Source organism: Streptosporangium sp. NPDC003464, assembly GCF_053588315.1.
This window is the reverse complement of the sequence record NZ_JBSFPS010000037.1, coordinates 1-24,389: the sequence shown is the minus strand read 5'-3', so window position 1 is coordinate 24,389 and position 24,389 is coordinate 1. Positions and strand designations below refer to the sequence as shown.

The window sequence follows — 24,389 nt, the reverse complement described above, 5'->3', positions numbered from 1 at the left end:
TGCTGATTCACCAGTGCCAACGTCTCCGGCCAGGCCGAACGTTCCCGAAAGCGTTCAGCCGGGAGTGACGAACATCTCCGGCAGGAGGTCGAGCACCACCTGCGGGGCGATCGAGAACACCACCGCGACGGCCCCTGCCAGCGCGATCGCCACGCCCACCGGCACCCATCGGGCACGGCCGCCCGCTGCGGGGACCTCATCACCGGCGCCGCCCCCCGCCGCCGCGGAGCCGCCCTCCGCCACACCGACGCCCACCCCGGCGGAGACACCGGTGGCCTCGGTCACCGGGACGGGGGTGAAGATCCGCGCGGCCCAGGCGACGTAGTAGTAGAGCCCGATGACCGTGTTGACGGCCATCACCACCGCCAGCCAGGCTCCGCCTCCGTCGACGATCTCCCGGAACACCACGATCTTGGCGAACAGCCCGGCCAGCCCCGGGGGCAGACCCGCCAGGCAGATCAGGAAGAAGGCCAGGGCCAGCCCCGCCGCCGGATTACGGAACACCAGACCCCGGTAGTCGTCCAGCTCGCCCCGGACACCGCGCCGCGAGACCAGCATGACCACCGCGAAGGCCCCGAGATTCATCGCCGCGTAGAAGACGAGGTAGGCGACCGAGGCGCTCATCGCCTCGTCGTCACGGACCCCGAGTGGGGCGAGGATGTAGCCGGACTGGGCGACCGAGGACCAGGCGAGCAGACGTACGGCATGGCGCTGGCGCAGGGCCAGGAGATTACCGACGGTCATGGTCAGCGCGGCGATGATCGCGACCAGCGGAGCCCACAGAGTGATCTGCGCCCTCAGCCCGGCGACCAGGATGAGGATCAGCCCGGCGAACCCGGCGGCCTTCGAGATCACCGACAGCAGGGCCGCGACCGGGACCGGGGCCCCCTGGTAGACGTCGCCCGCCCACGCGTGGAACGGGACCGCCGCGACCTTGAAAGCGAACCCGGCGAGCACCAGGACCACGGCCACGGTGAGCACCGGCGGCAGGTCGTGGGCGATCGGCAGCGTGGCGGTGTAGGCCCCGGAGGCCGCCGGCTGCGCCTCCGGACCGGTCACGGGACCCGCGACGGGCCCGCGCAGCGCCTGGGCGAGCCGGTCGAGGTAGACGGTCCCGGTCATGCCGTAGAGCAGGGAGACGCCGAAGAGCATCACCGCCGTGGAGACCACGGAGACCAAGAAGAGCTTGACCGCCGCCTCCGAGCTCCGGCCGTCGTAGCGTCTGAGGGCGGTGAGCGCGAAGACCGGCAGCGAGACCAGCTCCAGCGCGACCACGAGCATGACCAGGTCTCGGGAGGCGGGCAGGGCGACCGCGCCGGCCAGCGTGCACAGCAGCAGGAAGTGCCACTCGCCGACGGGGATGTCACCGGAGGAGAGCTCGGCCATCGACAGCAGCACCACGATGATCCCGGCGGCCAGCGCGAGCCCCGCGAAGATCAGCGTGAAGTCGTCGACCACGAACGAGCACGGCACCGGGGCGGCGCCGCCCGCACCGGCCGGCCCCGATCCGGACGTCCCGGGGGTCGGCGCGCCGAGGCCCACGCCGGCGGGGCCGGGGAGTCCGGGAGGCACGCAGAAGGTCCGCATCGGGGCGCCGCCCCGCACGGCCTGCGAGACCACCACGCCCAGGGCGCCCAGCACCCCGGCCAGGGTGACCCCACCGAGCGCGGGGCGCGCGTACGGCCTGCGGGGCAGGAAGGCGTCGAGGAGCAGCACGAGTCCGGCGGTGAAGGCGAGGACCAGCAGTGGCGCGACCGCGTAGTAGTCGATCGACTGGATCACGGCGCCCCCAGGAGGGTCTGGGCCACCGGGTCGGTGACGAGGAGGAGCGCCTTCGGCCAGAGGCCGAACAGCAGGATGAGCACGACCAGCGGCACCCAGGCGGCCAGCTCGTAACCGGTGACGTCTCGCCGGCGCGCGCCCCCGGCGCCCGGCGCGCTCTCCGGTCGGCCGCCGCCTCCCCCGCCCACGGCGGCGAGCACCGGGGCATGGACAGTCTCGACGGGCCGACCGTGGGTGACGCGGGAGAGCATGACCAGGAAGTAGGCGGCGGTCAGGACGGTCCCGAGACCTCCGACGGCCATGAAGGTCAGGTAGAGCGGGCGGGACAGGCCCGTGGCCGGCTCAAAGGCGCCGAAGAGGGCCAGCATCTCGCCCCAGAAGCCCGCCAGGCCGGGCAGTCCGAGGGAGGCGACACTGGCGAAGGTCAGCAGGGAGCCGAGACGCGGCAGGCTCGACAGCATGCCGCCACCGAGCGAGGGCATGTCGGCGGTGCCGTAGCGGTCCTTGATCGCGCCGGCGACGAAGAACAGCAGGGCGGTGATCAGGCCGTGGGCGATGTTGCCGAACAGGGCGCCGTTGAAGCCGACCGGGGTGAGCGTGGCGAAGCCCAGCAGGACGAAGCCCATGTGGCCGATGGAGGAGTAGGCGATCATCCGCTTGAGGTCGCGCTGGGCGAGGCAGGCGAGGGAGCCGTAGACGATGCCGATCACCGCGAAGGCGCCGAGCCAGGGCGCCACGGCGGCGGCGCCGTCAGGCAGGACCGGGATGGCGATGCGGGCGAAGCCGTAGGTGCCCATCTTGAGCAGGACACCCGCGAGGAGCACCGAGCCGACGGTGGGCGCCTCGGTGTGGGCGTCGGGCAGCCAGGTGTGCAGCGGCCACATCGGGGTCTTGACCGCCAGTCCGAGGCCGACGGCGACGAAGGCGAGGACCTGCACCGAGGAGGACATCCCGGCCCCATGGGTGCGGGCAAGGGCGATCATGTCCAGGGTGCCGGTCTGCGCCCAGATGAGGAGCAGGCCGAGGAGCAGCACGACGGAGCCGAGCAGTGTGTAGAGGATGAACTTGATCGCCGCCGCCCGCCGGGCGCGCCCGCCCCAGACGGCGATCAGGAAATACATCGGGATGAGGACGACCTCGAAGAACACGAAGAACAGCAGCAGGTCGAGCGCAAGGAACGTGCCGACCATGCCCACTTCGAGGACGAGCAGCGTGAACACCAGGGCCCGGGGCCGGTTGCCGCCGGCCGTGGACCGCAGCAGCTGGCCGGGCCCGTCGGCCCGGCCCCAGCACAGGTAGACGGAGCAGAGGAAGGTCAGCAGCGTGGTCAGCACCACCAGCGGCAGCGAGATCCCGTCCACGCCGAGATGGAACCTGAGGTCCAGCCCCGGGACCCAGGCCAGGTCCGTCGAGAACTGCACCCGGGCCGCTCCGCCGTAGTCGAAGGCGGCGGCCAGCACCACCGACAGCGCGAACGTGACGCCGGTTACGGCCAGGGCGTGCACCCGGAGCAGCCGTCTACCGGCCGCGACGTCCGTCCTGGACGGTGCGAGCAGCACGGCGGCCCCGGCCAGCGGCACCCCGAGAAGCGCGATCAGCACCCAGTTCATGCTCCGGCCACCTCACCCAGGACCAGGCCCAAGATCGTGATCGAGTCCCGGACCGAGGTCGGGGTCGATCTCAAGCTTGGGGTAGAGCTCAGCGCCGAGGCCGGGGTCCGGCCGCCGCTCCCGGAGGGCGGGATCGGGAAGGGGCCTGTCGCCACCGGCCGGACCGACGGCGGGGCCGGGAACCCGGCCGACGCCACCTGGCTCAGGGGCGGCACCGCGATGGCGGCCGGGAACGGCGGCAGAGGGCTCATCCGAAGATCACCGCCCCGACCGCGATGAGGAGGACCCCGGCGAGCAGACCGGTGACGTAGAGCTGGGCGTTGCCGTTCTGTATCAGGCGTGCCAGGCCCGACAGCCCCACGGTGGCCCGGCCCGAACCGCGCACCGCGCCGTCGACCACGCGGTCGTCGGCGCGGGTGACCAGGCGGGCGAGGCCGAGCACGGGCCGGACGAACAGCGCGGCATAGGCGGCATCGACGTAGAAGGCCTGCTCGCAGGGGACACGGAACGGGCCGAGCACGCGGGCCGGATCGCCCAGCGGGTCGCCGCGCCACATCGCGTAGACCACGCCGGCGCCCAGCAGCGCCAGCACGACGCTGAGGGCGGCCGTGCCCCAGTGGACGTCGGCGATGCCGACCAGGCCCAGGAGCAGGGCGGGGACGGCGAGGACGACGATGGGCCAGCGCATGGTGGCCGGCGCCTCGCGGGTGTCGGCGGCATGCGCCGTGCCCGGCTCCGGCCCGGGGAGGGCCATGACACCGCGCTCCCCGAAGAAGGTCCGCAGCCAAGCGCGGGTGGCATAGGCGCCGGTCACCGCGACCGTGGCCAGCGCGCAGCCGTACAGCAGCAGGGCCGCCGCGTCGGTGAGCGGCCCCGCGGACAGCGCGTGCTCGATGGCCACCAGCACCTCGTCCTTGCTGAAGAAGCCGCTCGCCGGGGGCAGGCCCATCAGGGCGGCGAAGCCGATCGTCATCGTGACGAAGGTGACGGGAAGCTGCTTCCGGAGCCCTCCCATCGCGCTCATCAGGTTGGAGCCGACCGCGTGGATCACCGCTCCGGCGCATAGGAAGAGCAGGGCCTTGAAGGCGCCGTGGGTGACCAGGTGGAAGATCGCCGCACTCTCGGACCCGGCGGCCAGGGCACCGGCCATGTAGGCGAGCTGGCTGATCGTGGAGTAGGCCAGGACGCGTTTGAGGTCGTCCTGTGCCAGGGCGGCCAGGGCGGCGCCGAGCATGCCGAGTGCGGCGAGCACCGCGAGCACGTCCAGGGTGGGACCGGAGCCGAGGAAGACGGGGTAGAGGCGGGCGACGATGAAGATGCCGGCCGCCACCATGGTGGCGGCGTGGATGAGGGCGCTGATCGGGGTCGGGCCGGCCATCGCGTCGGGGAGCCAGACGTGCAGCGGCACCTGGGCGCTCTTTCCGGCGACCCCGGCGAGCAGCAGCATGGTCGCGGCGATGACCGTGCCGGAGGACATCTCCGGAACCTTGGCGACAACGTCGGCGATCCTGAAACTGCCGGCCGCCGTGCCGAGCACGAATACGCCGAACAGGAAACCCACGTCGCCGATCCGGGTGACCAGGAACGCCTTGACCGCCGCCCGGGAGTTGGCCCGGTCTTCCCACCAGTGCCCGATCAGCAGGTAGGAGCACAGCCCCATGATCTCCCAGCCCACGTAGAGGACGAGGAGGTCGGCCGCATACACCACCAGGAGCATGGCGCTGGTGAACAGGCTGATGAACGCGCTGTAGGACGGGTAGCGCCGGTCGTCGCCCAGGTAACCGACCGAGTAGATCTGCACAGCCAGCGCGACCACCGTGACCAGCACCGCGACCGAGGCGGCGAGACCGTCGACGAGCAGCCCGACGGAGATCGGCACCGAGCCCGTGTCGATGACGCCGAGCGTGCCGGTGACCCCGGACGGCCCGGCGGACCCGGCGGGGAACGGCCCGCCCCGACCTCCACCCGCGCCGGCCCAGCCGGCGTAGGCCAGCCAGGCCGCGAGCGCCGTGGAGATCGCGGTGGGCACGATCGCGATCCAGGCGGCCCGGCGGCCGGCGGCCACGTCGGCGGCTCCGCCCCGGAGACCCCCGGGGAACCGGGATCCGAGGAGCCCGGCGGCCGCCGCGACGAACGGCAGCAGGATGACGAGAGCGGCAACAGTGATCATGGCGTGTCACCCGGTCCGGTGGCCGTTTCGGACGCGACGTGGCCGAGGCCGGGACCGGTGGCACCACCGTGGGATCCGGCGGCGTCCCGCCTCCGCGCCGGGTCCTGGGCCGGGTGCCGCCCTTCGGCCGGACTCTGAGGCTGTGAGCCATCCGGGGCCGGGTCCTGGCCCAGTGGCGGGGTGGACCCGCCCTGAGCCTGGTCCTGGGCCGGGTCCTGGTCCTGGGCCTGGTCCTGGGCCTGGTCCTGGGCCTGATCCTGGGCCGGAGGGTGGGGCCGGTCGGCGCCGGTGGGTTCGGCGAGAGCGCGCAGACGGTCGAGATCCACGGTCTGGCGGTTGCGGTAGAGCGCGAGGATGATCGCGAGGCCGAGGCCCACCTCGGCGGCGGCGATCACGATGACGAACAGGGTGAGGACCTGGCCGCTGTGCAGCCGGTCACGCAGCCACACGTCGAACGCGACCAGGTTGAGGTTGACCGCGTTGAGCATGAGCTCGACGGACATCAGGACGAGGATCGTGTTGCGGCGGGCGAGCACGCCGTACACGCCGATGGAGAACAGCAGCGCCGAGACGACAGCCGGATAGACGACGTGCAACGTCAGTCCCTCCCCCGGATGTCGGTGCGGGACAGGACGATGGCGCCGATCAGGGCCGCCAGCAGGAGGACCGAGAGCGCCTCGAACGGCAGCACCCAGTTGCGGAAGATGCTGGAGCCGAGATCCTTGGCCGAACCCCGGCCGGGCTCCAGGGGCATGTAGGCCATGCGGAAGCCGTCGATCACCACGGTGACCAGCACGACGGCGGTGGCGATCGCCACCGCCGCGGCGGCCGGCCGGTTACGGCTGTCGAGGTCGGCGGTCCTGCCGATCGGGGCACGGGTGAGCATGATGCCGAACAGGAGCAGGACGACGATCGCGCCGACGTAGATCAGGACCTGGACCCAGGCGACGAACTCGGCCGTCAGGATCAGGTAGCTCCCGGCGAGCGCGCCGAAGCAGACGACCAGCCAGAGGGCGGCGTGGACGAGTTGTCTGGTGGTCACCACCAGCAGCGCCGACCCGACGGCCACCGCGCCCAGCAGCAGGAAGACGATCTCCTGCCCGGTCGGCGACAGATAGGACGGCACCTCGGTCACTTCTCCTCCTCGGGCTCTCCGCTCGGATCCGTGGAAGAAGTCTGCTCCGGGCGGCCCGCCTCCGGGGGCGCGCCACCCCCGCCTGTGGACGACTTCTCGACAGATGGCTTGCCTGTGGATGAATCGTCCTTCTTGGGGAGCGCTCCCGGTGGCCGGATGGCCCGGACGTTCGCGTGCCCCGCCGAGGCGGTCCGCGCGGGCCTCGGCGGCCTCCGGCCGGGCGGCGGCTCCGCCGCGCGGGGTCCGTCCGCCGGGCCGCGCGCCGCGGTGGCGTCCGGCGCGGCCCCCGGTGCGGTGACTCCGGAGGCGGCGGCCCCAGGCTCGGTACCGCCCGGTCCACCGGCCCCGGAGGCAGCGGCCCCAGGCTCGGTACCGCCCGGTCCACCGGCCCCGGAGGCGGCGGTCCCAGACGCGATACCGCCCGGTCCGGCAGCCCTGGAGGCGGTTTCTCCTGGGCCTCCCCGTGTGGGGGGCGGGCCCGAGGGCGTGTCGGAGGAGCCGGGGGACGTAGCCGGCGTGCCGGTCGTGCCGCCGGCCTCAGCCGGGACCGCCGGACCGGCCGGCCCGGAGGACGCTCCGGGCTCCGGTGCAGCCGTGCCGGCCCCGCCCGTCACGCGGCCCGCCGTACCGGCGCCGGGAGCGGAGTCCTCCGGTGCCGAGGATGGGCCGGAGACCGGCCGGGGCCCCGTCGCGCCGGAGGCCGGGACGGGGCCGGCCGCACCGGGATCCGTCCCGGCGGCGCCGGGGGCGGTCCTGATGCCGGCCGCACCGCGACCCGCCTCATCAGGGGTGGTGGAAGTCGCATCAGGCTCCGTCGCGCCGGCCCCGGGGGCGGCGGGAGCCACGCCACGCCCCCTCCCGCCAGGAGCGGCAGAGGACACAGCAGGGCCGGCCTCACCGGCACCCGGAGCGGTAGGAGCCACGCCACGCCCCCTCCCGCCAGGAGCGGCGGAGGAGGCAGCAGGGCCGGCCTCGCCGGCGCCCGGAGCGGTAGGAGCCACGCCACGGCCCATCGCACCGGCGCCCGGAGCGGCAGAGGAGGCAGCAGGGCCGGCCTCGCCGGCGCCCGGAGCGGTGCGGGCCGTGCCCGGGGTCCTCGGGGCCGGGCCGGGGCGGGAGGCGGCGGCGAGCTCCTTCGGGGGATCGGCGTTGGGCTCGTGGGCGGGGGGTGGGGGGACCGTCTGGACCCAGGCGGCCAGCTTGTCCTTCTCGTGGACGAGGTTGCGGATGTCGCCTTCGGCGTATTCGAACTCCGGGGACCAGAAGAGGGCGTCGAAGGGGCAGACCTCGATGCAGATCCCGCAGTACATGCACAGGGAGAAGTCGATCGCGAAGCGGTCGAGCACGTTGCGGGCGCGGGGACGGCCGCCCTCGGGGGCGGGGAGGGTCTCCTTGTGGGAGTCGATGTAGATGCACCAGTCGGGGCACTCGCGGGCGCAGAGCATGCACACCGTGCAGTTCTCCTCGACCAGGGCGATCACCCCCCGGCTGCGCGGGGGCAGGTCCGGCCGTACTTCGGGGTATTGCTGGGTCACCGATCTGCTCAGCATGTGGCGGAGGGTTACGGAGAGCCCCTTCGCCAACCCCACTCCTGGTATCCGTCCCACAACTCAACATCATGACGCATGGGGGTGCGCTCGGGAATGCGGTGGTCCGCACGGAAGGATGATCCCCAAGCTCCCACGGTTATCCACAACGGTTATCCACAGTCTGTGTGTTCGATTAACGGGTCTTAACTGCGGAACCGATATGGAAGGAGACTGCAAGCGGCTTCAGAAATACGTATTGTTCGCGACATGTCCCACCAGTACGGTCCCGCCTGGCACCCCCAGCCGCCCCCACGCTCCAACACGGGGTGGAGCGTGGTGTGGACGCTGGTGCCCCTGTTCACCTGCGGTGTCGGCACGCCGTTCATCATCGGCCACGCCGCTCGCAGGCTGCGGAGCGTCCCGCTGGCCTTCGCCGCCGCCCTCTACGGCCTCGGCATCGGGGTGTTCCTCATCGGCGCGGGGACCTACGGAGACTCCGATCTGATCCCGACCTGGCTGGACGTCCTGACGACGATCGGGCTGTTCGGCAGTTGGATCGGCGGCCTGGGCCACGCGCTGATCATCAGGGGCGCGGTGTTCCGGCAGCGCACGCCGTCGGCGCCGTTCCCCGCCCCGGCTCCGGCCCCCGTCCCCTTCCCCGCCCCGCTCCCGGGGCCCGCCTCGGCCGCGCCCGCCCCGCTCCCGGGCCCCGTCCCGGCCGTGCCGTACCCGACCGGCCCCACCGCGCCCTCGTCGAGGCCCGCGCCCCGGCCCCAGCCCCATCACACCCAGCCCCAGAACCAGCACGGCCGCACGCACTACGACCAGACCCGTCACGGCCAGATCCGTCACGGCCAGACTCAACACGGCCAGACCCGGCACGGCGCCCAGCCGTACGACGCCCGGCAGAGCGGCACCCAGACGCCCCAGGGCTGGCTGGGGCCGTACCGGCTGATCGGCAGCCTGGGCAGGGGTGGCCAGGGAACGGTCCATCTCGCGCTCACCCCCCAGGGGCAGAAGGTCGCGATCAAGGTTCTGCACGAGCACTTCACCGGCAACCAGGTGGTCCGGGACCGGTTCCTGCGGGAGGTGGAGGCGACGCGCAGGGTGGCGACGTTCTCCACCGCGCGGGTGCTGGATGTCAACATCAACGACGACCAGGCTTACGTCGTCAGCGAATACGTGGACGGAGTCTCCCTTGAGCAGCTCGTCCGCGACCAGGGCCCGCGCACCGAGGACGGGCTGACCCGGCTGGCCCTGGCCACGGCGGGCGCGCTGGCCGCGATCCACCGGGCGGGCGTGGTGCACCGGGACTTCAAGCCGGCCAACGTGCTGATCGGCGCCGACGGGCCACGGGTGATCGACTTCGGCATCGCCCGCGCCCTCGACCAGGTCACCGCGACCTCGGGCAACATCATGGGCACCCCCGCCTACATGTCCCCCGAGCAGCTCGCCGGAGGCACCGTCGGACCGGAAACCGACGTGTTCAGCTGGGCGGCCACCATGATCTTCGCCGCCTCCGGCCGCGTGGCCTTCGGCGAGGACACCATCCCGGCCATCCTCAACAGGGTGATCAACCACCACCCCGACCTGTCGGCCCTTCCCCAGTCTCTGCGCCCGCTGGCCTCGGCCTGCCTGGAGAAACAGCCCGGCAACCGGCCCACGGCCGCCGACATCATGCTGCGGATCGTGAACTAGGGCACCGCGTCGCGGACCCGGGCCGTCAGGTCGAGATACTCCTCGACGCTCAGCGCCCGGGTCCGGAGCTCCAGACCGTTCCGTACGGCGAAGCGCTCCACTTCCCCGGGGTCCCAGTCCCCGGGCAGGTGGAGCAGCCCCGCGCCGACGATCAGCCCGCTCACCCCGGGCTCCGCCGAGTAGAGCAGCAGCTCGGAGGCGTCGATCTCGCGGGTCCGGCGCGCGGTCTCCAGCAGCAGCCGGCCGTGCACGGCCACCAGGCGGCAGTGCGGCTCGCCCCGCCGCTGGATCACGCGGGCGTCGGCGATCCGCCTGCGGGTCCGGTGCCGGCCGATCCCGACGACGACGGCGGCGCCGGCGACGGTCAGCCCCGCCAGGACCAGGGCGGCGACACCGAGCGGGCCCATGCCCCGGGTGACGTCACGGCCGGGGTGCGTCATGTTGAGGACCACCAGCGTCGCGAAGGCGGCGCCGTAGGCGAGCACCAGCCACATGAGCCCGTAGAGGAGTTGCTCACGCCACCAGATCCTGGGCGAGCCCATGGGGGGCCGCAGGCTCCTGACCCCCGGCACGCGCAGCCGCGGCAGCGGCGGGGGCGGGCGGCGCCAGGTCACCACGTGCCACCCCGGCGACCTGCGGGCGAGCGTGATCCGGGCCTCCTCACCCGTGGCGAAGCGCCGCAGCTCGAAGCCCAGGCCGTTGTCCCGGGCGAACGTCTCCACCTCCTGGCGCGAGCGGGAGCCCGGTGCCTGCAGCAGCACCATGCCGGACTCGTCCAGCACCGCCAGGCCGTATCTCGTCCTGCCCCTGCCCGGATAGCCGAACAGCAGCAGTGTGCTCACCCGGTGCGGGCCGGCGAGCGGCAGCCGTACCGGCGGGTGCTCCGGCACCTCGACGACCAGATCGTCGTCGTCCACGGCGAGCGCGAGGGTCATGCGGTCCGTCCTTGGCCTGTGATGTCACCTACGGGCACTCCTCCTTGCCCGGCGTACGCGCTTCGAACGTGCCCGGCGTGCGCGTTTCCCGCGTCGGTCCATCATGTACGGCGGGGCGGGGTGGAGCGCGACCCGCCACGCCCGCCGGGGCCGCGGGCGGCTCCCGGAGACCTCGGACAGGCTCGGACCAGCCCGTGAGGGGCTTTCCCGGATCAGCCCGTGAGGGACTTTCCCGGATCAGCCCGCGAGGACTTTGACGACCCCCGTCAGCGCGAGCTGGACCAGCGCCAGCGGCACCAGGCCGACCCAGGCGAGCTTCTGGAGCTGGTCCTCGCGGAGCCGGGGGAAGCTCACCCGGACCCAGATCACCACGAACACCAGGGCCGAGACCTTGATGAGCATCCACACGGGTCCGGGCAGGAGGGGCCCGTGCCAGCCGCCCAGGAACAGCACGGCGGTGAGCGCGGAGATCACGATGATCCCGGCGTATTCGGCCAGCATGAACAGGGCGAACCTGATCCCCGCGTATTCGGTCATCGGACCCATGATGATCTCGGAGTCCGCGATCGGCATGTCGAACGGCGGGCGGCGCAGCTCGGCGAGCCCGGCGACGAAGAAGATCACGCCGCCGATCGCCTGCCAGGGCAGCCACCACCACTGCCAGGACTCCACGATGCCCGGCAGGGAGAGCGTTCCGGCGGCCATGGCGACGCTGGAGGCCGCCAGGACCAGCGGCAGCTCGTAGGACATGAGCTGGGCCGCCGAGCGTATCCCGCCCAGGACCGAGTATTTGTTCCCCGACGACCAGCCGGCCATGATCGAGCCGAGCACGCCGATCCCCATCACGGCCAGGACGAAGAACAGGCCCGCGTCCAGGTCGACCCCGACCAGGCCCGGGCCGATCGGGATGACGACCATCACCACGAGGTAGGGGATCAGCGCCACCGCGGGCGCCAGGGCGAAGACCCGGCGGTCGGCGGCGGCCGGGATCACGTCCTCCTTCTGGGTGAACTTGATCCCGTCGGCGATGAGCTGGGCCCAGCCGTGGAAGCCCCCGGCGTACATCGGGCCGAGGCGCGCCTGCATGTGCGCCATGACCTTGTGCTCGGCCTGCCCGGCGATCAGCGGCAGCACGAGGAAGGCCACGACGATCCCCACCAGCCGGACGGCGGCGTCGAGCACCCCGGCCATCACGCCCCCCAAGCGTCGAGCACCCCGGCCATCACGCCTCCCAAGCGTCGGACATCTCAGCCATCACGCCCCCAGTCGGCGGGCACGCCGGGCGGGAGGGTCTTGCGGCGGCTCGGCGAGCCATGGTCGGACTCACCGGGCTCCTTGGCCCCCGGCCACGCCTTGGCGACCCGGGCGGCCAGCACGAAGTCCTTGCGCAGCGGGAAGCCCTCGAAGCCGTCGGGCAGCAGCAGCGGGACCAGGTTCGGATGCCCCTCGAAGATCACTCCGAACATCTCGAAGGTCTCGCGCTCGTGCCAGTCGGCGCCCCGGAAGACACCGACCGCGCTGGGCAGCCGGGGGTCGGCGCGGGGGACCCGGGTGCGCAGCAGCAGGTGCCCGCGCGACGCGGGGGCGAACACGTGGGCGACGACGAAGAACCCGTCCGGCGGGTCGTCCACGGCGGTCAGCCAGTCGAAGAACTCGTAGCCCTCGGCCCGGACGGACTCCAGCAGGCCGGTCCAGTCACCCGCCTGGACGTCCACCGTGATCTCGCCGAACGACTCCGACACCTGCGCGCGCGTGCCGTACCGCTCCTGGACCGCGGCGACACCGGGCCGCCCCTCACCGCTGCTCATCTGCTCGGCTCCTCGCGGGATCAGACATACCGGTCACTCAGGTTCTCCGCGGCGATCTTCTCCTGGAGCATCATGATGCCGTGGAGCAGCGCCTCGGGCCGGGGCGGGCAGCCGGGGACGTAGACGTCCACCGGGATGATCTGGTCGACGCCCTTGGTCACGCAGTAGGAGTCCCAGTAGGGGCCGCCGGAGTTGGAGCAGGCGCCGAAGGAGATCACGTATTTGGGGTCGGGCATCTGTTCGTACAGCCGCTTGACCGCCGGGGCCATCTTGTCGGTCACCGTGCCCGAGACGATCATCAGGTCGGCCTGCCGGGGACCGTTGGCGAACGGGATCACCCCGAACCTGATGAAGTCGTGCCTGCTCATCGAGGTCGCGATGAACTCGATCGCGCAGCAGGCCAGGCCGAAGTTGAACGCCCACAACGAGTAGCGCCGCCCCCAGTTGAGGACGAAGCGCATGGGCTTGGGAGCCAGCCGGGAGGCCGGCCCCACCGTGGGCATCGGAAGATCCGCCATGACACCCATTCTCCTTCAGTGCCGATGGTCGCGCCCGCCCGGCTCAGGTCCAGGCGAGCACACGCTTACGCCAGGCGTAGAGGATCCCGAGCGCGATGAAGCCCAGGAAGACGAACATCTCCACCAGGGTGGTCATCCCGAAGCCGGGGGCGGCGAAGACCGTCGCCCAGGGGAAGAGGAAGACCGCGTCCACGGCGAAGACCACGTAGAGGTAGGTGAAGACGTAGTAACGGACCTGGGACTGGGCCCAGTCGGCGCCGACCGGGTCGACGCCGCACTCGTAGGTCAGCAGCTTCTCGGGGGTCGGGCGGTGGGGGCGGAGCAGCCGGTTGACCGTCAGCGCCCCGGCGACGATCACCGCTCCGATCGTCAGCAGCGCGAGGACGACCCCGTAGGAGCCGAAGTATCCGCCCATGGATCCTCCTCACGGGGACCCCGCCGGACGGAGCCCTCTCCCCCCAGCTATAGCAGTGTCCACCGTCCACGTCACCTGGTGGAGCGGCCAAACCGGATCCGGCCAAAACCTCTTCCCGATTAACCCCAAAGATCGGCAAAAGTGCACATATCGCGTTTACTGTGTCAGGCATGCCTAAATTGCGATTCGCCGGAGGAATCGCGCTAATTGCCGCAACGGTAGCCGGATGTGGCACGGCCGCCACCTCCCCCAGCGCGGAACACCCCCTTCCCTCTGAACCCACGATGATCAACTACGTGGACCCCTCGGCGGTCCACGGCCTGAGCATCCGGAACCTGAGCGGAAGTGACTCCGGCGACCGGCGCGTGCACGTCGCCTACCCCTCGGTCGACGGCGCCCCCCGCCTCACCGAGAAGCTCCGCCGGACGGTCACCGAGCAGCTCGACCGGTTCACCAGGGACACCTCCATGAACCACGCCCTCCCCCATCCGGAGTTCAACGTGGACTGGCAGCTCGCCGCCGCCTCCGACCAGGTGCTCGGCGTACGGCTGCGCATCGGCGAATCCCTCGGGAACGGCTGGTCCGAGGCCCGCACCACCGTCTGGTACGACCGGGTGGACAGTCGCGCCCTGGACTCCGCCGCCCTGCTGAGGGACGACGCCGCGCTGGCCGAGCTGGCCCGGCTCGTCAGGGAGCGGCTGGCCGTCCAGGGGCCGCGCGTGAACCCGCACACGATCAAGCCGGACCCGCGGCAGTTCGACTCCCTCGGCTTCAACCCACGCGGCGACCTCGTCGTGGAGTTCGACGACTCCCAGGTGGCCGGCGGGTCCATGGGCCGGGTGGCGGTCGCCGTCCCGGCCTCCGAGGCGGAGCCGCTGCTGTCGGCGACGGGGATGCGGGCGCAGCGGGCGGCCAGGGCCGCGCAGACGCCGCCGCCGCCGGGGTCGGAGGAGTTCGTCGAGGCGGCGAGCACGACCAAGCCCCCGGCGCGGAGCTCCAAGGCGGGCGAGGTGGACTGTGCGAAGGCCAAATGCATAGCGCTGACCTATGACGACGGGCCGGGGCCCCACACCGGACGGCTGCTGGACGCCCTCGCCCGCGAAGGCGCCAGGGCGACCTTCTTCAGCGTCGGCTCCAACGCCTCCGCCCGCCCCGAACTGCTGCGGCGGATGCGGCAGGAGGGGCATCTGGTGGCCAACCACACCTGGTCCCACCGCGACCTGACGTCCCTGCCCGGCAGCAAGGTCGCCGACCAGCTCAACCGCACCCAGTACGCGATAACCCAGGCGATCTGGCAGGTCCCGACACTGATGCGCCCGCCGTACGGCGCGAGCAACATCCAGGTCGCCGCGGTGGCGCGCAGGATGGGTCTGTCGGTCGTGCGGTGGAGCGTCGACACCGAGGACCGGGGCGACCCCGACCCCAGGGCCATCGCCGACCGGGCCGTCTCCCGGGCCAGGCCCGGAGCGATCGTCCTCATGCACGACGTCCACGGCGCGACCGTGGACGCCACCCCCCAGATCTTGCGGCGACTGAAGGAGAAGGGCTACACCTTTGTCACGGTCCCCGAGCTGTACGGCCCGCGCGGGATGCAGCCGGGCGGGACCTACGACTCGGCCGCGTCCGGCGGCGGTCCGGGCAGGACGGGCAGCCTCGCCCGCGCGCTGGAGAAGCAGGCAGTGCCATAACCTGCGGCTATGAGCACATAGCCGGAGGCGATGAGGACGGCCTCCGGCCGGGACATATAGTTAGGCATCGTGACGCCAACTGTCCTCTTCGGCCGCCTGCACGTGGACCTGTGCCGGCTCGCGGCCGGGCTGTGTCGGGCCAACCGCTCGCGATCGTGACCTCCACGCAGGCCACCCACCCGTCCGTCCGGGCAGTTCCGGCGACGCGGCGTCCCAGCTCCTGATCGATGGCAGCCGAGGCTGTATGACGCGCGCCATACCCCCCTTGGGCGAAACGCGGAAGACACCAGACGGAGCACTAAAGATCGCACTCGTCTGCATCCAAAGGATCTAGCAACGCGGAAGACGATGCGTCACCCTGAGGGATCTAGCATGGAAATGACAAGCAACCAGCAACGGCGCGTCGCCGCGTCGAGGAGGTCTGAGCTGTGACCAAGCAGGTTCAGCAACTCGACCGCGTGATCATCCGGTTTGCCGGAGACTCCGGTGATGGAATGCAGCTGACCGGTGATCGCTTCACGGCGGGAACGGCGGAGTTCGGCAACGACCTGTCGACCCTGCCCAACTTCCCGGCCGAGATCCGCGCCCCCGCAGGGACCCTGCCGGGCGTGTCGAGCTTCCAGCTGCACTTCGCCGACCATGACATCCTCACGCCGGGGGACGCCCCCAACGTGCTGGTCGCGATGAACCCCGCCGCCCTGAAGGCCAACCTCGGCGACCTGCCGCGGGGGGCCGACATCATCGCCAACACCGACGAGTTCACCAAGCGCAACCTCCAGAAGGTGGGCTACGACGGCAGTCCCCTGGAGGACGACACGCTCGCCGAGTGGCGCGTCCACCCGGTGCCGCTGACCTCGCTGACCGTCAAGGCGCTCGAAGGCTTCGAGCTGTCCAAGAAGGACGCCGAGCGCTCCAAGAACATGTTCGCCCTCGGCCTGCTGAGCTGGCTCTACCACCGGCCGACCGAGGCGACGATCCAGTTCCTGGAGACCAAGTTCGCCAAGAAGCCCGACATCGCCAAGGCCAACATCGCGGCCTTCCAGGCGGGCTGGAACTACGGTGAGACCACCGAGTCCTTCTCGGTCTCCTACGAGGTCAAGCCGGCCAAGCTCGCCCCCGGCGTCTACCGCAACATCTCCGGCAACCAGGCGCTCGCCTACGGCCTGATCGCCGCCTCCGTCCAGTCGAGGCTGCCGCTGTTCCTCGGGTCCTACCCGATCACCCCGGCCAGCGACATCCTGCACGAGCTGTCCAAGCACAAGCGGTTCGGCATCCGCACCTTCCAGGCCGAGGACGAGATCGCGGGCGTCGGTGCGGCCCTCGGCGCCTCCTTCGGCGGGGCGCTGGGCGTCACCACGACCTCCGGGCCCGGTGTGGCGCTGAAGGCCGAGACCGTCGGCCTGGCGGTGACCACCGAGCTGCCGCTGATCGTGGTGGACGTGCAGCGCGCGGGGCCGAGCACCGGCATGCCCACCAAGACCGAGCAGACCGACCTCCTCATGGCCATGTACGGCCGTAACGGCGAGTCTCCGCTGCCGATCGTGGCGCCGGCCACCCCGTCCGACTGCTTCGACGCGGCCATCGAGGCGGCCCGCCTCGCGGTGAAATACCGCACGCCGGTCATGCTGCTGTCCGACGGCTACCTGGCCAACGGCTCCGAGCCGTGGAAGGTGCCGAGCAAGGCCGAGCTGCCCGACATCGCCACCGAGTTCGCCACCGGGCCCAACGGCGAGGACGGCGTGACCTTCCTGCCGTTCAAGCGCGACCCCGAGACCCTGGCCCGTCCCTGGGCCATCCCGGGCACCGCGGGCCTGGAGCACCGGATCGGCGGCATCGAGAAGGCCGACGGCACCGGCAACATCTCCTACGACCCCAACAACCACGACCGGATGGTCCGGCTCCGTCAGGCCAAGATCGACGGGATCGCCCAGGACATCCCGCCGCTGGAGGTCGACGACCCCGACGGCGACGCCCGGGTGCTGGTCATCGGCTGGGGCTCCACCTACGGCCCGATCGCGGCGGCCGTACGGCGGATCAGGAAGTCCGGCGGCAAGGTCGCCCAGGCCCACCTGCGGCACCTCAACCCGCTGCCGGCCAACACCGGCGAGGTCCTGCGGGCCTACGACAAGGTGCTGCTCCCCGAGATAAACCTCGGTCAGCTCGCGCTGCTGCTGCGTGCGCGGTTCCTGGTCGACATCATCAGCTACAACCGCGTGCGCGGGCTTCCGTTCAAGGCCGAGGAGCTGGCCGGCGTGATCCAGGACGTGATCGACAGTGAGTGATCTTGCAAACGGCAGGGGCCTGTCCCTGGTCCCGAAGTCCGACGTCAAGCTGGGCATGAAGGACTTCAAGTCCGACCAGGAGGTCCGCTGGTGCCCGGGATGCGGTGACTACGCCATCCTGGCCGCGGTCCAGTCCTTCGTCCCCGAGCTCGGCCTCAAGCGCGAGAACATGGTGTTCGTCTCGGGCATCGGCTGCTCCTCCCGCTTCCCCTACTACATGAACACCTACGGGTTCCACTCGATCCACGGGCGCGCCCCGGCGATCGCGACGGGCCTGGCCACCTCGCGTCCCGACCTGTCGGTGTGGGTGATCACCGGTGACGGCGACTCGCTGTCCATCGGCGGCAACCACCTGATCCACGCGCTCCGCCGCAACGTCAACCTGAACATCCTGCTGTTCAACAACAGGATCTACGGTCTGACCAAGGGTCAGTACTCCCCGACCTCCGAGATCGGCAAGATCACGAAGTCCACCCCGATGGGCTCGCTGGACAAGCCGTTCAACCCGATCTCGCTGGCGATCGGCGCCGAGGCCTCGTTCGTGGCCCGGACCATCGACTCCGACCGCAAGCACCTGCAGTCGGTGCTGCGCGAGGCCGCCGAGCACCAGGGCACCTCCCTGGTCGAGATCTACCAGAACTGCAACATCTTCAACGACGGCGCCTTCGAGCAGTTGAAGGACCCGGAGCTGCGTGACGACATCACGCTGCGCCTGGAGCACGGCCGGCCGATCGTCTCGGCCTCCAAGGCCGCGCGGCGTGCGGCCGACGGCGGCATCGAGGTCGTCCCGAGGTCGGAGGTGAGCGAGGACGAGATCCTCGTCCACGACGCCCACCGCGCCGACCCGTCCCTGGCCTTCGCGCTGTCACGGCTGGACGAGCCCGCCTTCGAGCACGTCCCGATCGGCGTCTTCCGCAGCGTGGACCGCCCCTCCTACGACGAGCTGATGGCCGAGCAGCTCCAGGAGGCCGCCGGCGAGCGCGGCCAGGGCGACCTGGACGACCTGCTGCTGTCCGGAGACACCTGGCGCATCGGCTGACGGAGGCGCGACGACGACGATGGGGCCGCTCGGATGAGCGGCCCCGTCGCTTTTTCTCCCGGACAGTCGGATATGGGCTGCCGTAGCGCGCGGGACAAGAGAAGATGAGAGACGCGTGGGCCCACCTGGAACCAGGGACCCGCCAGTCAAGCACGCCGGCTACAGCGTCCGAGACGACTCGTCAGACACACGAGGAGAACCCGCCCGTGCTCACCGTCCCCGCACTCGAAGACCCGCATGCCCAGCGACAGCAGGACCGCCACTGGTACGGCTCACAGGTGCTCGTGACCGGTGCCACCGGATTCATCGGAGCCCGCCTGGTGGAGCGCCTGAGCTCGCTCGGAGCACAGGTGCACGCGGTCAGCCGCAGCCCCCGGGAGGGGGCCGGCCACGGCGAGACCTGGCACGTCGCCGACGTCAGCGACGCCGGCGCGGTCGAGGACCTCGTCCGTTCCACCCGTCCCGCCGTCGTCTTCCACCTCGCCAGCGAGGTCGCCGGCGCCAGGGACCCGCAGCTCGTCCGGCCGATGCTGGACAGCAACCTCGCCAGCGTGGTCAACCTGCTGACGGCGGTCGCCGGCAGCCCGGGCACCCGGGTGGTGCTCGCCGGATCGCTTGAGGAGCCCCGGCCGGCCGAGGGCGAGACCGCGCCGTCCTCGCCCTACGCGGTCGCCAAATGGGCCGCCAGCGGCTACGCGCGGATGTTCCACCACCTCTGGGACGTCCCCGTGACGACCCTGCGCATCGGGATGGTCTACGGACCGGGCCAGCACGACACCAGGAAGCTGGTCCCCTACGTGACGCTCTCGCTGCTCCGCGGCGAGGCGCCCAGCCTCAGCAGCGGGACCCGCCAACTGGACTGGGTCTACGTCGACGACGTGGTCGACGCCTTCCTCGCCGCGGGCATGACCCCGGAGGCGGCCGGCCTGAGTCTCGACATCGGCACCGGCACGCGGACGTCCATCCGGGACACCGTGGAGCTGCTGGGCCGGATCATCGGCGGCCCGGCGCGGCCCCGGTACGGCGCGATCTCCGACCGCCCGCTGGACAGCGCCCGGATCGCCGACATCGCCCCCGCCGCCGAGGTGCTCCGGTGGCGCCCCGTCACCGGGCTGGAGGAGGGCCTCCGGCTGACCACGGCCTGGTACGCCGAGCGTCTGCGGCGGGACGGGACCGCCACGGCGGCGGGGACGGCACCGTAGCCCGCCACCGTGGCGGCGGGGGGGGCGGCACCGTAGCCAGAGCGCCGTAGCCAGAGCACGGTAACCAGACACCACGCCCATACCGGCGGAGGGCACGCTGTAACGGGACGCCATGGAATCCGATATCAACCGAGGGCCTGGCTCCGTGCGCGCCGCCCTCCCGTAACCGGGACGCCGGATCAGAAACGAGGGCGCTGGTGGATTCGGTCGTCAACCTCACGGTGCACGGCATCGGCCCGACCAGCCGCGAGCTCGACCCGGGCGAGGACACGACCTGGGTCAGCGTGGAGCAGTTCGAGCAGGTCCTCGACGCGGCGGTGGGCCGTCAGGACGTCCGCATCACCTTCGACGACGGCAACGCCTCGGATGTGGAGATCGCCCTCCCGCGACTGCTCGAACGCGGCCTCACCGCGGAGTTCTTCGTGCTGGCCGGGCTCCTCGGCGAGCCGGGCAGGCTGGACGCCGACGGGGTGCGGGAGCTGGTGGCGGCGGGCATGCGGGTCGGCTCGCACGGCTGGGCGCACCGCGACTGGCGGCGGCTGGACGGGGAGCAGGCCGAGGAGGAGATCGCCGAGGCCAACCGGCTCCTCACCGAGCTCACCGGGCGGCGGGTGTCGAGGGTGGCCATCCCGTTCGGCTCCTACGACCGGCACGTGCTCGGCAGGCTGCGGCGGGCGGAGGTGACCCGCGCCTACACCAGCGACGGGGGCCGCGCCCGGCCCGGCACCTGGCTCCAGCCGCGCAACAGCCTGCGCCACGACATCGACGCCACCTGGGCCCCGCAGGTCATGGACGGCACTCCGCCGCTGCCGCTCCGCGTCCGCCGGGTCGCCGCGCGGGCCTTCAAGCGCGCCCGCGGGTGACGCCTCCGCCTCCCCCTCGGCCGGGCTCGCGGCCCGCGACCCCTACGCGTCCCGCGCCCCCTACGGGACTTGGAACGTGGTAACGACACCGCCGCCCCCGGCGATGACGAATATATGACACCTGGTACCCCCCGGATCGCCATAGTGATCGTCACCTACAACAGCGCGGAGGTACTGGAAGGCTGTCTGCGCTCCCTGGCCGAGGGGGCACGGGGCGTGCACCTCGCCGGCGTCGTCGTGGCCGACAACGCCTCGAAGGACAGCACGCTCAAGATCGCCGGTGAGGTGACCGGACTACCGCTCCAGATCGTCCAGCTCGGCCGGAACGCCGGCTACGCGGCGGCGATCAACGCGGGCGTCGCGGCGCTGGACCTTCAGGACATCGACGCGGTCTATGTGATCAATCCCGACTGCAGGCTGCGGCCCGGCTCGATCCTCCCGCTCGCCGAGGCCCTGCGCCGGCCGGGGCGCGGCATCGCCGTACCCCGCATGGTCAACCCGGACGGCAGCCTGCAGCCCTCGCTGCGCAGGACGCCCACGGTGCGCCGGGCGCTGGTGGAGGCGGTGATCGGCGGAGACCTCGCGGGCCGGATCGGCACCCTCGGCGAGCTGGTCACCGACCCCCGGGAGTACGAACGGCCCGGCGTCGCGGCATGGGCGACCGGTGCCGCCATGTTCCTGTCGGCGGACCTCATCAGGGAGATCGGTCCGTGGGACGAGTCCTTCCTGCTCTACAGCGAGGAGACCGAGTATGCGCTGCGGGCCGGCGACCGGGGCTGGGCGCTCTGGTACGAACCGGCGTCGGTGATCGAGCACATCGGCGGCGACTCGGGCGTCAACCCCACTCTCGCCGCGCTGCTCACCGTCAACAAGGTCAAGCTGTTCCGCAGGCGGCGGAGCACCCTGGCCTGGCTCGTCTACTACTTCGCGGTCGCCCTGGGCGAGGGGGTGCGCGCGCTCGCGGGGCGCCGCACCTCAAGGGCGTCGATCGTGGCGCTGCTCAGGCCGTCGCGCCGGCTCCAGAAGCTCGCGGACTGACCAGGCGACCGGCGAGAGGAACGACCATGAGCATGCCCGCGAGCCAGGCACCCGGCGGGCCGGAGGCGCCCGAGCCCGCCCGGCCCTCGACGGCACGGACAGAACCAGCGGAACCGGGAACACAGGTGGAACCGGCAGAAGCAGGAACGCGGGCGGCAGGGGCGGGGCGGGCGGCACGCCCGGAAGCGGCCGCGCCGACGGCGCGGACCGTCCGGACGGTCCGGACGGCCGGTTTCGACGCGCTCACCGCCGAGGAGCTGGACGCCTGGCATCTGCTGCGGGCGGCCAACCCGCTGCTGGACAGCCCCTACTTCCACCCCGGCTTCGCCGCGGCCGTGCACGCCAGCGGGCGCGAGGTCCGGGTCGCCGTGGGCCGGGACGGGGCGGGCGAGGTCTGCGCCCTGCTGCCGCACCACCGCGAGCGGTCGCTGATCAGGCCCGCGGGCTGGCCGGCGGCGGACTTCCAGGGGCCCGTGCTCGCCGCGGGCACCTCCATCCCCCCGCTGGCCCTGCTCACCGGCGGGGTCCGCGCCTTCGCGTTCGACCATCTGGTCGAGAGCTGCGCCGACTTCGAGCCGTGGGTGGAGTCCCGGCGCCCGTCACCGTTCCTGGACGTCTCCGGCGGCCTGGAGGGATATCTGGGCCGGGCCTCACGCAGCGGCAAGGACAACATGGGGCAGGCCCGCCGCCGCGCCGCGAAGGCCGAGCGGACCCACGGCACGGTGCGGTTCACGGCCGACGTGGTCGACCCCGAGATCCTGGACCGGGTGGTGGAGCTCAAGCGCGCGCAGTACGCCGCCACCGGCGCCAAGGACTATTTCGCCGGACCGGACCGCCGTGACCTGCTGACGCGGCTGCTGCACACTCGCGACTCCTCATTCGGGGGCGTTCTGTCCACTCTGCATGCCGGCCCCCATCTGGTCGCGGCGCATTTCGGAATACGTTCGGAGAACGTGCTGCACTGGTGGTTCCCGGTCTACGACCCGGCTTTCGCCGGGCTCGCCCCCGGCTGGATGCTGCTGCGCGAGCTCGTCTGCGCCGCTCCCGCCCTCGGCGTCACGCGGATCGACCTCGGGCGGGGTGACGACGAGTACAAACGGCGCGCCAAGACGGGCGAGACACCGGTGTGCCAGGGGATGGTGACCCGGAGCTCGGCCCGGCAGACGCTGCGGCGGGCCCGGGACTCCATGGTCGCCACAGCGAAATCATCCGCATTCGGCCCTGGTTTGCGCCATATCGCGCGAAAAATCCGCACATTACGTCAGTAATCACGCCCGCTCTTCCGGGGCGGTCACTTCTCGAAATCGTAACGATCGCAGGAAATCATCCGACTAACGGGTGATCCGGGCAAGGCTTTGGAAAACGCCTCCTGCCCCGCAACCCAGCCGGCAAGTGACGCGATGGAGGCAGCGCACAATGAGAATCAGCGTGTTCGGGCTCGGCTACGTCGGCTGCGTCTCCGCGGCCTGTCTCGCGGCCAGCGGACACCAGGTGATCGGTGTCGACGTCAACCCCACGAAGATCGACCTCATCGCCCGCGGCCAGGCGCCGGTCGTCGAGGAGCGGATCGGCGAGCTGACCGCCGAGGTCGTGCGGAGCGGCGCGCTGCGCGCCACCGCCGACGTCGCCGGAGCGATCGGCGAGACCGAGATCTCGCTGATCTGTGTGGGCACGCCGTCCGCGCCGAACGGCAGCCTGTCCACCACCTACCTGGAGCGGGTGGCCGAGCAGATCGGCCAGGCGCTGGCCGGCAAGAGCGGACGGCACACGATCGTCTTCCGCAGCACCATGCTCCCCGGCACCTGCGCCGACCTGCTCATCCCGATCCTGGAGCGGGCGTCCGGGCTACAGGCCGGGACCGGCTTCGGCGTGGCGGTCAACCCGGAGTTCCTGCGCGAGGGGACGAGCGTGCGCGACTTCTTCGAGCCGCCCAAGACCGTCATCGGCGAGTTCGACACCGCGAGCGGTGACGCGGTCGCCGCGCTGTACGAGGGTCTGCCGGGAGAGGTCTTCCGGGTCCCCATGGCGGTGGCCGAGATGACCAAGTACGCCGACAACGCCTTCCACGGCCTGAAGATCAGCTTCGCCAACGAGATCGGGGCGATCTGCCAGGCGCTCGGGCTCGACTCGCACCGGGTGATGGACGTCTTCCTCGCCGACCGCAAGCTCAACATCAGCCCGGCCTACCTGCGGCCGGGCTTCGCCTTCGGCGGCTCCTGCCTGCCCAAGGACCTGAGGGGCCTGGTCTACGCCGCCCGGCGGGCCGACGTCTCGGTGCCGCTGCTGTCGCACGTCCTGCCCTCCAACGAGGACCACCTGCGGCGCGCCTTCGAGCTGGTGACCGCGGCCGGCAGCCGCCGGGTCGGGCTGTTCGGGCTGTCATTCAAGCCGGGCACCGACGACCTGCGGGAGAGCCCGCTGGTCGAGCTGGCCGAACGCCTCCTGGGCAAGGGATACGACCTGCGCATCTACGACGCCAACGTCTCGCTGTCACGCCTGATGGGCGCCAACCGCGACTACATCGAGAGCAGGCTGCCGCATCTGGGCGACCTGCTGAGCAACTCCGCCGACGACGTGCTCGCGCACGCCGACGTGTGCGTCATCGGTTGCAAGGACCCGGCCGTGCTGAGCGCGCTCGACGGCGCGGGAGACCGTACGATCATCGACCTCGTCCGCC

Annotated in this window: 20 protein-coding genes and 1 pseudogene; 10 read left to right on the top strand and 11 right to left on the bottom strand. The window is 71.6% G+C overall.

Annotated features, from left to right (window positions below):
• Window positions 1–54: 54 nt before the first annotated feature.
• From ACWDS7_RS11325 to ACWDS7_RS11300, 6 genes and pseudogenes are all read right to left on the bottom strand, one after another.
• Window positions 55–1,782: an NADH-quinone oxidoreductase subunit N gene (locus ACWDS7_RS11325; protein ID WP_451929163.1), complete on the bottom strand. Its 1,728-nt coding sequence runs from the start codon at window positions 1,780–1,782 to the stop codon at window positions 55–57.
• The gene (locus ACWDS7_RS11320) at window positions 1,779–3,392 is read right to left on the bottom strand and encodes a complex I subunit 4 family protein (RefSeq protein ID WP_451929162.1); all 1,614 of its coding nucleotides are present in this window, start codon (window positions 3,390–3,392) and stop codon (window positions 1,779–1,781) included. The genes ACWDS7_RS11325 and ACWDS7_RS11320 overlap by 4 nt, the downstream gene beginning before the upstream one ends.
• Window positions 3,393–3,639: 247 nt before the next feature.
• On the bottom strand, window positions 3,640–5,562 hold the full coding sequence (locus ACWDS7_RS11315) for an NADH-quinone oxidoreductase subunit 5 family protein (protein ID WP_451929161.1): 1,923 nt from the start codon (window positions 5,560–5,562) through the stop codon (window positions 3,640–3,642).
• 278 nt (window positions 5,563–5,840) lie between these two features.
• Window positions 5,841–6,158: pseudogene (nuoK, locus tag ACWDS7_RS11310) on the bottom strand (NADH-quinone oxidoreductase subunit NuoK); the annotation flags it as partial.
• A gap of 2 nt (window positions 6,159–6,160) precedes the next feature.
• A complete protein-coding gene (locus ACWDS7_RS11305) occupies window positions 6,161–6,697 on the bottom strand; it encodes an NADH-quinone oxidoreductase subunit J family protein (protein ID WP_306860221.1) in 537 nt (178 codons plus the stop codon).
• Window positions 6,694–8,142: a 4Fe-4S binding protein gene (locus ACWDS7_RS11300; RefSeq protein WP_451929188.1), complete on the bottom strand. Its 1,449-nt coding sequence runs from the start codon at window positions 8,140–8,142 to the stop codon at window positions 6,694–6,696. The genes ACWDS7_RS11305 and ACWDS7_RS11300 overlap by 4 nt, the downstream gene beginning before the upstream one ends.
• A 351-nt stretch (window positions 8,143–8,493) precedes the next feature.
• Between ACWDS7_RS11300 and ACWDS7_RS11295 the strand changes: the two genes are divergently transcribed.
• Window positions 8,494–9,924 (top strand): serine/threonine-protein kinase, encoded by a 1,431-nt coding sequence (locus ACWDS7_RS11295; protein WP_451929160.1) that lies wholly within the window; start codon window positions 8,494–8,496, stop codon window positions 9,922–9,924.
• Here the strand turns inward: ACWDS7_RS11295 and ACWDS7_RS11290 are convergent.
• The 5 genes from ACWDS7_RS11290 to ACWDS7_RS11270 form a co-directional block, all read right to left on the bottom strand.
• Window positions 9,921–10,859 carry a hypothetical protein gene (locus tag ACWDS7_RS11290; protein WP_451929159.1) on the bottom strand — a complete coding sequence of 313 codons (939 nt, stop codon included), beginning with the start codon at window positions 10,857–10,859 and terminating at the stop codon, window positions 9,921–9,923. The two genes, ACWDS7_RS11295 and ACWDS7_RS11290, sit on opposite strands and share 4 nt — an antisense overlap.
• A 237-nt stretch (window positions 10,860–11,096) precedes the next feature.
• Window positions 11,097–12,050, bottom strand: coding sequence for an NADH-quinone oxidoreductase subunit NuoH (gene nuoH, locus ACWDS7_RS11285; protein WP_451929187.1), 954 nt, complete (start codon window positions 12,048–12,050; stop codon window positions 11,097–11,099).
• 56 nt (window positions 12,051–12,106) lie between these two features.
• Window positions 12,107–12,667 carry an NADH-quinone oxidoreductase subunit C gene (locus ACWDS7_RS11280; protein WP_306860227.1) on the bottom strand — a complete coding sequence of 187 codons (561 nt, stop codon included), beginning with the start codon at window positions 12,665–12,667 and terminating at the stop codon, window positions 12,107–12,109.
• A 20-nt stretch (window positions 12,668–12,687) separates the two neighbouring features.
• Window positions 12,688–13,185, bottom strand: coding sequence for an NADH-quinone oxidoreductase subunit B (locus tag ACWDS7_RS11275; protein ID WP_306860229.1), 498 nt, complete (start codon window positions 13,183–13,185; stop codon window positions 12,688–12,690).
• Window positions 13,186–13,228: 43 nt separating this feature from the next.
• A complete protein-coding gene (locus tag ACWDS7_RS11270) occupies window positions 13,229–13,600 on the bottom strand; it encodes an NADH-quinone oxidoreductase subunit A (RefSeq protein ID WP_451929158.1) in 372 nt (123 codons plus the stop codon).
• A gap of 284 nt (window positions 13,601–13,884) precedes the next feature.
• Between ACWDS7_RS11270 and ACWDS7_RS11265 the strand changes: the two genes are divergently transcribed.
• The 9 genes from ACWDS7_RS11265 to ACWDS7_RS11225 form a co-directional block, all read left to right on the top strand.
• On the top strand, window positions 13,885–15,288 hold the full coding sequence (locus ACWDS7_RS11265; protein ID WP_451929157.1) for a polysaccharide deacetylase family protein: 1,404 nt from the start codon (window positions 13,885–13,887) through the stop codon (window positions 15,286–15,288).
• A 69-nt stretch (window positions 15,289–15,357) separates the two neighbouring features.
• Entirely contained in the window at window positions 15,358–15,447 is a 90-nt protein-coding gene (locus ACWDS7_RS11260) for a putative leader peptide (protein ID WP_369011196.1), read from the top strand.
• A 269-nt stretch (window positions 15,448–15,716) separates the two neighbouring features.
• On the top strand, window positions 15,717–17,570 hold the full coding sequence (locus tag ACWDS7_RS11255; RefSeq protein WP_306860234.1) for a 2-oxoacid:acceptor oxidoreductase subunit alpha: 1,854 nt from the start codon (window positions 15,717–15,719) through the stop codon (window positions 17,568–17,570).
• Window positions 17,563–18,609 (top strand): 2-oxoacid:ferredoxin oxidoreductase subunit beta, encoded by a 1,047-nt coding sequence (locus ACWDS7_RS11250; RefSeq protein WP_451929156.1) that lies wholly within the window; start codon window positions 17,563–17,565, stop codon window positions 18,607–18,609. Before ACWDS7_RS11255 ends, ACWDS7_RS11250 begins: the two co-directional genes overlap by 8 nt.
• Window positions 18,610–18,815: 206 nt before the next feature.
• Window positions 18,816–19,811, top strand: coding sequence for an NAD-dependent epimerase/dehydratase family protein (locus tag ACWDS7_RS11245; protein WP_451929155.1), 996 nt, complete (start codon window positions 18,816–18,818; stop codon window positions 19,809–19,811).
• A 197-nt stretch (window positions 19,812–20,008) separates the two neighbouring features.
• The gene (locus ACWDS7_RS11240) at window positions 20,009–20,674 is read left to right on the top strand and encodes a polysaccharide deacetylase family protein (protein ID WP_306860241.1); all 666 of its coding nucleotides are present in this window, start codon (window positions 20,009–20,011) and stop codon (window positions 20,672–20,674) included.
• A gap of 114 nt (window positions 20,675–20,788) precedes the next feature.
• Window positions 20,789–21,712, top strand: a complete 924-nt coding sequence (locus ACWDS7_RS11235) for a glycosyltransferase family 2 protein (protein ID WP_451929154.1) — start codon at window positions 20,789–20,791, stop codon at window positions 21,710–21,712.
• Window positions 21,713–21,837: 125 nt separating this feature from the next.
• Window positions 21,838–22,980 (top strand): GNAT family N-acetyltransferase, encoded by a 1,143-nt coding sequence (locus tag ACWDS7_RS11230; protein ID WP_451929153.1) that lies wholly within the window; start codon window positions 21,838–21,840, stop codon window positions 22,978–22,980.
• Between the two features lie 148 nt (window positions 22,981–23,128).
• Window positions 23,129–24,389: nucleotide sugar dehydrogenase (locus ACWDS7_RS11225; RefSeq protein WP_451929152.1), on the top strand; the 1,261-nt coding region annotated here is incomplete at its 3' end.

Excerpts from the sequence above, each read along its gene's own strand:
- ACWDS7_RS11320 (WP_451929162.1), bottom strand. The coding sequence starts at position 3,392 with ATGAACTGGGTGCTGATCGCGCTTCTCGGGGTGCCGCTGGCCGGGGCC.
- ACWDS7_RS11315 (WP_451929161.1), bottom strand. The coding sequence starts at position 5,562 with ATGATCACTGTTGCCGCTCTCGTCATCCTGCTGCCGTTCGTCGCGGCG.
- ACWDS7_RS11300 (WP_451929188.1), bottom strand. The coding sequence starts at position 8,142 with ATGCTCTGCGCCCGCGAGTGCCCCGACTGGTGCATCTACATCGACTCC.
- ACWDS7_RS11295 (WP_451929160.1), top strand. The coding sequence starts at position 8,494 with ATGTCCCACCAGTACGGTCCCGCCTGGCACCCCCAGCCGCCCCCACGC.
- ACWDS7_RS11290 (WP_451929159.1), bottom strand. The coding sequence starts at position 10,859 with ATGACCCTCGCGCTCGCCGTGGACGACGACGATCTGGTCGTCGAGGTG.
- nuoH (WP_451929187.1), bottom strand. The coding sequence starts at position 12,050 with ATGGCCGGGGTGCTCGACGCCGCCGTCCGGCTGGTGGGGATCGTCGTG.
- ACWDS7_RS11280 (WP_306860227.1), bottom strand. The coding sequence starts at position 12,667 with ATGAGCAGCGGTGAGGGGCGGCCCGGTGTCGCCGCGGTCCAGGAGCGG.
- ACWDS7_RS11275 (WP_306860229.1), bottom strand. The coding sequence starts at position 13,185 with ATGGCGGATCTTCCGATGCCCACGGTGGGGCCGGCCTCCCGGCTGGCT.
- ACWDS7_RS11270 (WP_451929158.1), bottom strand. The coding sequence starts at position 13,600 with ATGGGCGGATACTTCGGCTCCTACGGGGTCGTCCTCGCGCTGCTGACG.
- ACWDS7_RS11265 (WP_451929157.1), top strand. The coding sequence starts at position 13,885 with ATGATCAACTACGTGGACCCCTCGGCGGTCCACGGCCTGAGCATCCGG.
- ACWDS7_RS11235 (WP_451929154.1), top strand. The coding sequence starts at position 20,789 with ATGACACCTGGTACCCCCCGGATCGCCATAGTGATCGTCACCTACAAC.